Source organism: Mucilaginibacter limnophilus, assembly GCF_004005815.1.
GTDB lineage: Bacteria > Bacteroidota > Bacteroidia > Sphingobacteriales > Sphingobacteriaceae > Mucilaginibacter > Mucilaginibacter limnophilus.
The window spans coordinates 985,004-996,351 of record NZ_SACK01000001.1; the positions used below are offsets into that span (position 1 = coordinate 985,004).

The window sequence follows — 11,348 nt, forward strand, 5'->3', positions numbered from 1 at the left end:
AATATTAACACTTTTCTATCTTAAATGCGTGTTAAATAATAGTAAAATAACGATTAGTTGCCAATAACTGGTTATTTATAGTAAAAACTTATGAAAATGATATAATTTAAACAATTTCTATGGTTTTTTCCATTGTGGATCCGTTCCTTAAAAAATCAAGGTTACGTTTCAGTCCGGCAAATTTGGCTCGTTTTACAGCCGATTTCTGGAATACTTTTTTAAAAACATCTTCTGTAATGTCGTGCCAATCGGCGCTTTTAATGCCAAGTAATTCGGGGTGGGGTTGAAAGGCTGGTTCATTATGTAATACCGAGAAACGGTTCCATGGGCATACGTCCTGGCAAATGTCACAGCCAAACATCCAGCCATCCATTTTATTAGTAAACTCAGCGGGTATTTCGTTTTTTAGTTCAATGGTAAGATAAGATATGCAACGGCTACCATCGACAACATACGGCCCCACAATAGCGTCGGTAGGACAGGCGTCAATACAGCGTGTGCAGGTACCGCAATGGTCGGCAGTAGGTTCAATGTCATATTCCAACTCAATATCGACTATAAGTTCTGCTAAAAAAAAGAAAGATCCTGCATTTTTGTTAATAAGGTTGCTGTTTTTACCTATCCAACCCATACCGGCTTTTTTAGCCCAGGCTTTGTCAAGCACCGGAGCCGAATCAACAAACGCCCGACCACCAACTTCGCCAATCCGTTCGTTAATTATCTCCATCAGCCGCTTTAGTTTATCTTTTATAACGTGGTGGTAATCGGCACCATAAGCATATTTAGAAATCTTTGGCGCTGAGGGGTCATGCTGAAGTTCGGTTGTGTAATAGTTAAGTCCTAATGAAATCACCGACTTGGCGCCATCAACCAATAAACGCGGATCGAGCCGCTTGTCGAAATAATTTTCCATGTACTGCATTTCGCCGTGCATGTTGTTACTTAACCAGCGCTCAAGCCGGGGAGCCTCGTCTTCAAGAAATTCTGCTTTAGCAATACCACAAAACAGGAAGCCGAGGTTTTTTGCCTCTTCCTTAATTATCCTGCTATATGTTGCTGTATTGTTCATTAAACAATTTATACCACTATACTGTAATGCAAAGATACTACATAAAATAATCCAACTTAATCCTATATACAGTTAAAAAAATTTCGCAGCAGTTTAATATATGGTATAAAGTTTGTTTTTAAGCCAAATATGTGATACATGAAGATACTTTAGAATGTTAAGAAAAATTGGTGATATGCCGGAGCATGTGTTGGGGATACATGCGGTAGATGAGGTAAGGAAAGAGGATATTGAAAAGGTATTGATACCGGGTTTACGTGAACTTGTTGATAAGCAGGGAGCGATACATTATTTGCTGATAATAGAAACTAACATTAGAAACTTTACAGCGGGTGCATTGTTGCAGGATATAAAAGCAGGATTAAAATATTACGGCAAATGGAAAAAGATTGCTATAGTAACTGATCAGAAAGGCGTTGCCTGGTTTAGCAGCGCGTTCAGACTTTTTATACCAGGCAAATCAAAAGGTTTTCCGTTAAATAAACTGGATGAGGCGGTTATATGGGTATCTGCAAAAAATTAGAATGAAATTTATCTATAACTATGAATACAGAAAATCAAAACGAAAATACTGATCCGAGAGAAGATCAGATAGGAGAGAACGATGGTGGTAATCTGGCCAAGGGCGATCAACCTACCGAACAAACACAGCCTGATGATGAGCGTGTAGAAACTGTAACACCAGACAACGATAGCGGAGATCCGGGGCCACCGGTAGAGGAACGTGATTCTTCAAACAAAGACGGCGGGCCAAAAGAGGAAAACCTTTAGGGGGAGAATCAAGAGTCAAGAGCCAAGAATCAAGACTTGTTTTTAATATCTTGGTTCCTGGCTCTTGATTCTAAATTAAAAGCTGTTTTTAATGCTATTATGCAACGTTTTAGGGCTCCAGTATCCGCTGCCTAAAATTCTGCGTATGGTGAATAACGGCTCTTGCTGATCGCGTTTTTCAGCAAGACAGAAAGCCATTTTAAATCCGCGTTTCTTTAATTCCGGGATACCTTCGGCATTCCACAAACCAAATGGGTAAGCAAAATACTCTATCTTTTTACCGGTTATTTCTTCCAGCTTTTTGGTAGGCTTATCGATTTGTGTTTCCCAATCTTCACCCTGATACTTTTTGAAGTTCTTATGGTCGTAAGTATGACTTCCAATTACGTTTCCTTCGTCAGAAAGTTGTTTGATCTGTTCCTTAGTCATGTAATCAGCAAATTTACCTTTACGACCAATAGATACTGTCATTATAAAGTACACCCCCTTGAAGCCGTACTTTTTTAGCTCCGGCCTTGCTATGGTAAACTGATCCATATCAGTATCATCAAAAGTCAGCATGATAGGCTTGCTTGGCAACGCTTTGCCATAAACCAGGTAATCGTATAATTGATCAGGCAGAATAGTATGATAATCGCTGTCGGCTAACATTTTAATTTGCGCTTTGAAGTTGTCTACCTCAACAATATAATCCTTACCAACTTTTGAATCTCTCGGCAACCAGTTGCGTATCTGGTGATAACACAACACCGGTATTTGCGGACGAGATAAAATCGTTGCAGCATCAGCCGATTTCAGGTTTGCCGTAGAAGCTTCTTTTGATGTTGTATCAGCGGTAGTAGTTGTTTTTGCCGTATCAGCGTTTGCGCTATTTGAAATTGATTGACATGATGAAAGGGCTGTAGCACCAAGTAATAATGCAGCGATATATTGCTTAAACATATAAATAAGAAAGTATTTTAACGGCGGCTAAAATAATATAATTTGAATGACCGGTATCGAAATAATGAAATAAAAATTCGGGTTATAATTCTATCCGTTTACCCTCTTTGATCGAACGCTTTGCGGCGTCTAATATCTCCATAACAATCATGTTATATTGAAGTGATGCCTGATCGTTACTTTCATCCAACGAGCCATTTAACACAGCAGATAGATATTTTAGCGGATCATTAGTTGGTTCGGCAAGCGGTGCTGACTTTTTGGTTATGCTGCTATTTTCTTTCAAACGCACCTGCAGATTTGTACCGTCGAAAGCGTGCAGGTAGCCCGTACTGCCAAATACTTCAAGATCTTTTATATTGAATGGCCAATTCCATGACGCTTCAATTTGACCGGTTGCTGTGGGGTATTCAATCAAAATAGTAGCGTCATCTTCAACTTTTGGGTAAACGTTTGGTTTGTAATGTCGTGCAATTGCTGTTACAGCAGTTGGCCTTTGTCCCTTCATCAGCCACGTCATCAGGTCGGCACCGTAGCAGCCAAAGTCGTTAAGCGCGCCTGCGCCATTTAACACCGGGTCAGTAAGCCACTCTAAAAATTCATTACTGCAGCCAATTTCTTTTGGACCGCGATGGCCATCATGTACCACCATCTTGCGAATGGTGCCTACACTGTCGGCAGCCGTAAGGTCATATACTTCTTTGTATGATGCATACCAGGTGGTTTCATAATTGGTGAGTACTTTGATTTTATACTGATCAGCCAGTGCTTTAATGCGTTTTGCCTGATCAAGCGTGGCGGCAAGTGGTTTTTCAACCATCACCGGGATATGCAGGGGCGCGCAAATCTCTACCAAATCAATATGCAATGCTACGGCATTATAACCTAAAACAGCATCAGGCTTTTTAGTTGATAACAGCTTTTTTAAATCGGTCGCAAATAGTGATCTTGGAATGTTATATAACTTACTGTATTTGTCCCAAAGCTTTTGATTGGGTTCGGCAATGCCGATGATATCAACTGTGCCTTTGCCGTACTGGTTTAATATGCCATGCACATGGTCGTGCGTAAGGCCGGCAACAACCACTTTTAATGTTTTTTGTGCCGATGCTGATAGAGTGGTGAGCAATGCAGCAATGATTAGTAATGATTTTAGTTTCATAATTTGGTAGTTGGTTCGTATTGTTTCAAAATGTCATTTCGACCGTAGGGAGGAATCTTCTGAAAGCGCATGTGCGTATGACAGAAGATTTCTCCTCGTACCTCGTCGAAATGACATACGTATAAGCAATATCTTAAAACAACGACGGATTTCCGCCGTGCTTTATTCTTCCTAAATGTTTATACGCGTTATCAGTAGCTTCACGGCCGCGGGCGGTGCGCATTAAAAAGCCTTCCTGTATCAAAAATGGCTCGTAAACCTCTTCAATGGTACCTTCATCTTCGCCAACAGCCGTTGCAATGGTTTTTAACCCCACCGGGCCTCCCTTAAATTTATCAATAATGGTAGCCAGTATTTTGTTATCCATCTCGTCTAAGCCATGCTCATCAACATTTAAGGCGTTAAGTGCATAGCGCGATATCTCAGCATCAATGTTTCCATTACCTTTTATCTGCGCAAAATCACGTGTGCGGCGAAGCAAAGCATTGGCAATACGTGGCGTACCCCGGCTTCGGCGTGCAATTTCATAAGCGCCTTCTTCTGATATTTCCGACCTTAATATAGATGCTGAGCGCAGCAGGATTGTAGTAAGCAACTTTGCGTCGTAATATTCCAGCCGTGCATTTATACCGAACCTGGCTCGTAACGGTGCTGTTAATAGTCCTGACCGTGTGGTAGCACCTACCAGTGTAAATGGATTCAAAGTGATTTGTACCGAACGCGCATTGGGGCCGCTTTCAAGCATAATATCAATCTTGAAATCTTCCATCGCCGAATACAGGTATTCTTCAACCAGCGGACTAAGCCTGTGTATCTCGTCAATAAACAGAATGTCACCGGCTTCAAGATTGGTAAGCAATCCGGCCAGGTCGCCTGGTTTATCCAATACCGGTCCTGATGTGATCTTGATACCTACCCCCATTTCATTAGCAATGATATGCGAAAGGGTAGTTTTTCCTAATCCCGGCGGGCCGTGAAGCAAAACATGGTCAAGCGCCTCGCCCCGCTGGCGTGCCGCCTGTACAAATATTTTTAAGTTGGCTAATATTTTATGCTGACCGGTAAAATCCTCAAATACCTGCGGACGCAATACTTTTTCGATATCACGTTCGGTAGATGTGAGGCGCTCCGGAGCCGGATCAAGATGCTCATTCATTACCAACGAAATTAGTATTTGATTTCGAATTTCGACTGTTCGATATCGAATTTATTTTAATTGGTTTAATTACACGCTTAAACAATCCGAAATTGAAAATCCGAAATTATCACCCCTCCGGATACTTCCTGAAGATACTGTTTATGCGCATCTGTATAACGCCTAAAAACGCTTCGCGGAAGATACGTGTTGACATTTTTGATTCGCCGGCGGTACGGTCGGTAAAAATTATGGGAACTTCAACTACTTTAAAGCCATGTTTAATGGCGGTGTATTTCATTTCGATCTGAAAGGCGTAACCTACAAACTTTATTTTATGCAGTTGTACCGTTTCAAGCACCTTACGTTTATAGCACATAAAGCCGGCGGTAAAGTCCTGAATGTCTATACCGGTTATCATGCGTACATATACCGACGCAAAATAGCTCATTAATACACGACTCATGGGCCAGTTCACCACATTTACACCTTTTATATAGCGTGAACCAACTGCCGCATCAGCGCCATCAATACAAGCCTGCCTCAGACGAAGAAGATCATTTGGATTGTGTGAAAAGTCAGCATCCATTTCAAAAATAAAATCGTACAGGCGGGCAATACACCATTTAAACCCGTGAATGTAAGCCGTACCAAGTCCCTGTTTTCCCTTACGCTTTTCCATAAAAAGCCTGTCGGGATACTCTATTTGAAGGGATTCAACTATAGATTGGGTACCATCGGGCGACCCATCGTCAACAATAAGAATATGAAAATCATGCGGAAGAGAAAACACCTTGCGTATCATGCGCTCAATGTTTTCCCTTTCGTTATAAGTTGGTATAATGACTATGCTATCGGGCACTTCAGGTAAACGCTATTGTTTTAAAAAAGTATGCAAAGCAACATAAATTTTTAAACAATCGGATTATCCGGATGAATTTCGTTCGTTTTATCTCCTTTTATGTCCAACCCTTCAGCAAGAGTATCATCAGCAAGATAGCTATGTTCTTTGATGCGAGGACTCACAAATAGAAAGATCACGAAGAACACCATTATTACTGCTACAAAGAACCAAAAATACTTTGCCTGATCACTTAATAATTCTGAGAAAAAGCCTTTATCAGCAATGTTTTTATTGAGAAGGGTGGTAAAGAACGTACCTACCGAATAAGTAAAGTAAAACAATCCTGTCATGGTACTTTTCATTGACGGCGGTGATTGTGTGTAAGCATATTCCAGTCCGGTGATTGACACCATTACTTCGCCCATTGAAAGCACAACGAAGGCAAGTATTTGCCACCACATAGAAGGCTGCTGACCATTTTGCAAGGCAATTTGTATCAGCGCGATAATCACAAAACTTAAACCTGTGGTAAACAAGCCTGCGCCAATTTTACGTAATGGTGTTAGTTTTATACCAAGATTACTAACCAACGGATACACACCATAGTTAAAAATCGGGATTAGCAGCAGAAGGAAAATAGCGTTGGCTACCTGCAATTGTGATGGCAATACCTTTATACCAAATATACCCAGGTCAAGGTCAAGTTTAGCAGCTTGCAAGGCCCACTCGGCGCTGTTCATATCCCATAAAGCCCAAAATACGGGGATGAACGCAAATACCGCCAATACGCGCCATATTGAACGAATCTCTTCTGTACGTTTTTTACCATAACGGTTTTCAGATGCAGCCCAGCCGCCCTTGGTTAAAGCATGTAGACTTATGGTGATCAGATTATCTCTTTTTAAACCACTTGGAGGCACACGCACATACTGTTTACGGCCGGAAAAGAAAATAATTGTAGCAGCAGCCATTAATATACCCGGCACCCCAAACGCTACTGAGGCGCCAAAATGCTCATATAAATAAGGTATAAGTGCTATGCTAACAGTTGAGCCTGCATTTATACTGAAATAAAACCAGCTGTAAATACTGCTCATCAGGTGCTGGTTTTTGTGGTTGAACTGATCGCCTACATTAGCTGATACGCAAGACTTTATACCACCCGCCGCAATAGCAATTACCACAAGCCCTGCAACAAAGCCGTCAAGGTTTTTGTCAAATAGAGATAATAGGAAATGCCCAAAGGTATACACTATAGAACCAAATAATATTACCCTGTATTTGCCGAAAAACCAGTCGGCCATAATGGCTCCAAGTAATGGAGTAAAATATACAAGGGTAGAAAAAAGGTGATTATAATAATTTGATTGTGCTTCGGCGGTTACAGTAAGTGCAGGATCATGTTGCGGGTTAAAGAACTGGTTTACCAGGAAGATGGCCAGTATGCTGCGCATACCGTAAAAGCTAAACCTTTCTGAAAATTCGTTGCCTATAATAAAGGGAATACTACGCGGAATGCGCACCTTTTCTGCCGGAGCGGTTACTGTTTCTGCCATTTAAATTTTATGAGGTTTGCTAAAATACTATAATTCGTGCAAATTAAAATGATATATTGAAAGTGTTACAGATATACTTTCAGTTAAATCGGGTGCTAAATTATTGATTTTTTACAGGAATTTGCTTAGCTGCTTCAGCGGCTTCTTTTTTAGGGTCGATAAATGACTCATCGGCCGGAACGGCTACATTGCGCATATCTAAATTTTCAACAAATTGCCATTTGCCATTTTTGAGCCTGTAACCATCATAACTCAAATCAGGTCCGTATGTATCAAATTTGCCGGCCATTTTTTTATCAGGGGGTGCAAGGTGGTCAAAAACAATCAAGTTTTCGCCGGGCACATATCTTAATAACATAGATACCTGCCGGGTATATTCAAAAACCACTCGCTTACAGTTTTTGCCATTGCCTTCAAACACCGGCGCACCAAAAACGGGTTTATTATTTTTAAATGATAATACTTCAATTACTTTTTTGGTTGATTCTACAGTATTGCCTTTCCAACCTAACAGGATATAATAGGGATTGGCTGCCTGTACCGGAATTATCTTATAGTACTGCGCGCCAAACCATTTATGATTGTCGGCAATGGAATCTTCGGGGTTTTTAATTAAAGGCGAATAATCTTCAAGCGGATGCATCACTAATGGGCCGCCGGTATTCATTTGTACGGTGCCGTAAAAACGATAGCTGCCGTCGTTATTTCGCACGTGCCAGCTAAATATGCGGAAACGTTTGTCGGGCGAAGTAAGTATGCTGATGGTTTTTAACGAATCAAACGGGTATAGGAACGAGTTGTTGATCTTAAGTGCTTTTACAAGAGTTTTGATGAACTGATAATTGGCATTTTTACGCTCCAAATCGTTTTCGTTGTTCACCATTTGTTTGCCCAGGTCACTAAGCGTATCTGCATAAAGCTGTAACTGGCTGGTGCTTTGATTAGCAAGCTGTGCAAAGGCCGATGCAGATAAAATCAACGTAAAGAAAAAAAGCGGTAATCGTTTCATCATCACTATTAACGCAAATTTTCAATAACCATTGCACCTGCACCACCGCCGCCATTACATATACCTGCTGCGCCATATTTACCGCCGTTTTGCTGCAAAACATTAATCAGGGTAACAATAATACGTGCGCCCGATGCACCCAGCGGATGCCCAAGTGAAACTGCTCCGCCGTTTACGTTCACTTTGGCAGGGTCAATCTGTAAAGCCTGATTGTTTGCTATAGAAACAACTGAAAAAGCCTCATTTATCTCGAAGTAATCAATATCATTAATAGCTAAACCCGCACGGTGCAATGCCAGTGGAATAGCTTTTGATGGAGCTGTTGTAAACCATTCAGGTGCCTGCTGTGCATCGGCATATGATATGATTTTTGCCAGTGGCATTATACCGAGTTCATTGGCTTTATCCAAGCTTATTAATATTACTGCTGCCGCACCATCGTTAAGCGTCGAAGCATTGGCAGCTGTAACCGTGCCGTCTTTTTGAAAAACGGGTTTAAGTGTAGGTATCTTATCAAACTTAACAGTAGCCGGTTCTTCGTCGGTATCGATTACTGTAGTGTTTCCTTTTTTGTCTGTTATCTCAATAGGGGTAATCTCAGTTTTTAATTTGCCTGCTGCCTGTGCAGCCTGCGCGCGTTTATATGATTCAATTGCATATGCATCCTGATCTTCGCGGCTAATGCTGCATTCCAAAGCGCACAACTCTGCCGCCGAGCCCATGTGATAATCGTTATACACATCCCACAAGCCGTCTTTTACCAGGCCGTCGGTGATTTGTCCGTTCCCTAAACGGTAACCATTACGCGCTTTATCAAGGTAATAAGGCACATTGCTCATGCTTTCCATACCTCCCGCAACCACTATTTCATTTTGCCCCAAAGCAATACTTTGCGCGCCAAGCATAATGGCTTTCATGCCCGAAGCACATACCTTATTTACCGTAGTGGCGGGCAGATAGGGTAGTCCTGCATATATTGCTGCCTGTGTGGCAGGTGCCTGCCCAAGGTTAGCCGACAGTACATTGCCCATATATACTTCCTGAACCTGGTTAGGCTGTATGCCGGCTTGTTCTATTGCCGCTTTAATAACCAAGGCACCCAACTGTGTGGCTGATAACGACGATAGGTTACCGCCGAAACTGCCGATAGGCGTACGCGTGGCAGCAACTATAACTACATCTCTCATAAATAGGAATTATTGACAGCAAATTTAGTATTGCCTCGTGTAATAACAATGCTGTATGTGTTTGTTATTTGTCGCCGGTTTTCTTCTTGCTTTTTTTACGGGCATTAAGCGCCTGCTGAAGCAAATACTCGATCTGCCCGTTTGTGCTTCGAAATTCTTCTGCAGCCCAGCACTCAAGCTCTTTTAGAACTTCAGGATTGATACGTAATATGAATGCTTTCTTTTCGGCCATAGTCATGATGACGCCGCTGCCGCTTCGCGCTGCCTGCGGATAATAATTAAGTGTATGCCTAAAAATGCCAGTAAAGGTATCATTTCAACAGGCGTAGTACCTTGTTCAATAAATATGTTATCGGTCGCCTTAAACACAGGGCTTTCTATCCTGATAATAGGCGCCTGCATAGCATTTTCCCAAACATATCTGGGTTTCCAAAATGACGTTTTTCTAAAAACAGCAGTAAAGCCGCTATTCATCACCAGCGTATAACTCCAGCTGAATACTTTTGTAGTAAGGGTGCCAATAACTTCCTCGTTTTGATTAGTTATTTCCAGTGATGTTTTCCATAAACTTTTAAACTGAAAATTCCATGTACTGTCGGCTGTTTCAACGGCTGCTTTACGACGCATTGACAGCCATTTGTAACTGAGCTTACCGTAGCTGTACATCTCATCAGTTAGCTCATAATCGGGATTTATCATACCCCGCCTATGTACAAATAATTGCTGTATATTGCGGTTTGTGAACTTGGTAAACATGACTGTTAATGATAAAGTGTACCTGTATTCACAACCGGGTTAACACTGCGGTCGCCGCAAAGCACTACAAGTAAGTTGCTCACCATGGCTGCTTTACGCTCTTCGTCCAGATCAACTATGTTTTTTTCTGATAAACGGTTCAATGCCATTTCTACCATGCCTACAGCGCCTTCAACAATAAGTTTCCGGGCGGATATAATAGCCGATGCCTGCTGACGCTGCAGCATAGTGTGCGCAATCTCGGGTGCATAAGCAAGGTGAGAAATGCGTGCTTCCAACACCTCAATGCCTGCACGTTCCAGTCGTTCGTTCAGCTCCTGTTCTAACAAAACGCTTACCTGTTCGGCACCGCCTCTTAAAGTAATACTTGCATTTTCATCCTCAAGGTTATCATAAGGGAACGAATTTGCCAGATGCCTTACCGCTGCCTCGCTTTGTATGTTTACGTACTGAATATAGTTTTCAACAGCAAAGACAGCTTTTGCGGTGTCCTGCACTTTCCATACAATTACCGCCGCAATTTCTATAGGATTACCTACCTTATCGTTTACCTTTAACTGCTGACCGTTAAGATTAAATGCGCGTAAGGATACCTTCTTTTTAACCGTGAATGGGTTCACCCAAAAAAAACCGTCCTTTTTAACCGTGCCGGTATATTTACCAAAAAGCGTAAGTACTTTCGATTCGTTCGGATTGACAATAACCAGTCCCGGTAATACCAGTGAGAAATCTATCACAAACAAAATTACGGCGATAACCGGCTGTTGCTGCCACATTAAAATACCTGAAATAACTATCAAAATAAGGAACAATGCAAAGGTTGCATATCCTGAAGGAGGGTTTATGGTTTTTTCGGTTTCCATGTTTGAAAATGATTATAAAATGATATCACAAAGATATCAAACAAAATTTCGTAA

13 protein-coding genes are annotated in these 11,348 nt (G+C 41.5%); 2 read left to right on the forward strand and 11 right to left on the reverse strand.

The genetic code is table 11. The features are described from left to right. Positions 1-106: 106 nt before the first annotated feature. The gene (gene queG / locus EOD41_RS04035) at positions 107-1,069 is read right to left on the reverse strand and encodes a tRNA epoxyqueuosine(34) reductase QueG (RefSeq protein ID WP_127703478.1); all 963 of its coding nucleotides are present in this window, start codon (positions 1,067-1,069) and stop codon (positions 107-109) included. Positions 1,070-1,223: 154 nt separating this feature from the next. Between queG and EOD41_RS04040 the strand changes: the two genes are divergently transcribed. Both EOD41_RS04040 and EOD41_RS04045 read left to right on the forward strand, forming a co-directional pair. Beyond that, on the forward strand, positions 1,224-1,592 hold the full coding sequence (locus tag EOD41_RS04040) for a SpoIIAA family protein (RefSeq protein WP_127703479.1): 369 nt from the start codon (positions 1,224-1,226) through the stop codon (positions 1,590-1,592). A gap of 20 nt (positions 1,593-1,612) precedes the next feature. After that, complete coding sequence (locus EOD41_RS04045; RefSeq protein WP_127703480.1) at positions 1,613-1,840, forward strand: hypothetical protein; 228 nt, start codon at positions 1,613-1,615, stop codon at positions 1,838-1,840. Positions 1,841-1,915: 75 nt separating this feature from the next. Here EOD41_RS04045 and EOD41_RS04050 read toward each other — a convergent pair whose 3' ends face one another. The 10 genes from EOD41_RS04050 to EOD41_RS04095 all read right to left on the reverse strand — a co-directional run bounded on the left by EOD41_RS04050 (position 1,916) and on the right by EOD41_RS04095 (position 11,294). Then, positions 1,916-2,782 (reverse strand): polysaccharide deacetylase family protein, encoded by an 867-nt coding sequence (locus tag EOD41_RS04050; RefSeq protein WP_127703481.1) that lies wholly within the window; start codon positions 2,780-2,782, stop codon positions 1,916-1,918. Between the two features lie 82 nt (positions 2,783-2,864). Next, positions 2,865-3,944, reverse strand: coding sequence for a Gfo/Idh/MocA family protein (locus EOD41_RS04055; protein ID WP_127703482.1), 1,080 nt, complete (start codon positions 3,942-3,944; stop codon positions 2,865-2,867). 133 nt (positions 3,945-4,077) lie between these two features. Continuing rightward, positions 4,078-5,100, reverse strand: a complete 1,023-nt coding sequence (gene ruvB, locus EOD41_RS04060) for a Holliday junction branch migration DNA helicase RuvB (protein ID WP_127703483.1) — start codon at positions 5,098-5,100, stop codon at positions 4,078-4,080. A gap of 109 nt (positions 5,101-5,209) precedes the next feature. Next, entirely contained in the window at positions 5,210-5,941 is a 732-nt protein-coding gene (locus EOD41_RS04065; protein ID WP_127703484.1) for a polyprenol monophosphomannose synthase, read from the reverse strand. Positions 5,942-5,991: 50 nt separating this feature from the next. Next, positions 5,992-7,479: a POT-type proton-dependent oligopeptide transporter gene (locus EOD41_RS04070; protein ID WP_127703485.1), complete on the reverse strand. Its 1,488-nt coding sequence runs from the start codon at positions 7,477-7,479 to the stop codon at positions 5,992-5,994. A gap of 100 nt (positions 7,480-7,579) precedes the next feature. Beyond that, on the reverse strand, positions 7,580-8,491 hold the full coding sequence (locus tag EOD41_RS04075) for a hypothetical protein (protein ID WP_127703486.1): 912 nt from the start codon (positions 8,489-8,491) through the stop codon (positions 7,580-7,582). A gap of 5 nt (positions 8,492-8,496) precedes the next feature. Then, positions 8,497-9,675, reverse strand: coding sequence for an acetyl-CoA C-acyltransferase (locus tag EOD41_RS04080; protein WP_127703487.1), 1,179 nt, complete (start codon positions 9,673-9,675; stop codon positions 8,497-8,499). A gap of 64 nt (positions 9,676-9,739) precedes the next feature. Continuing rightward, positions 9,740-9,907 (reverse strand): ribbon-helix-helix domain-containing protein, encoded by a 168-nt coding sequence (locus EOD41_RS04085; protein ID WP_127703488.1) that lies wholly within the window; start codon positions 9,905-9,907, stop codon positions 9,740-9,742. Between the two features lie 2 nt (positions 9,908-9,909). Beyond that, complete coding sequence (locus tag EOD41_RS04090; protein WP_127703489.1) at positions 9,910-10,431, reverse strand: hypothetical protein; 522 nt, start codon at positions 10,429-10,431, stop codon at positions 9,910-9,912. 5 nt (positions 10,432-10,436) lie between these two features. Continuing rightward, on the reverse strand, positions 10,437-11,294 hold the full coding sequence (locus tag EOD41_RS04095; protein ID WP_127703490.1) for an SPFH domain-containing protein: 858 nt from the start codon (positions 11,292-11,294) through the stop codon (positions 10,437-10,439). Positions 11,295-11,348 lie beyond the last annotated feature (54 nt).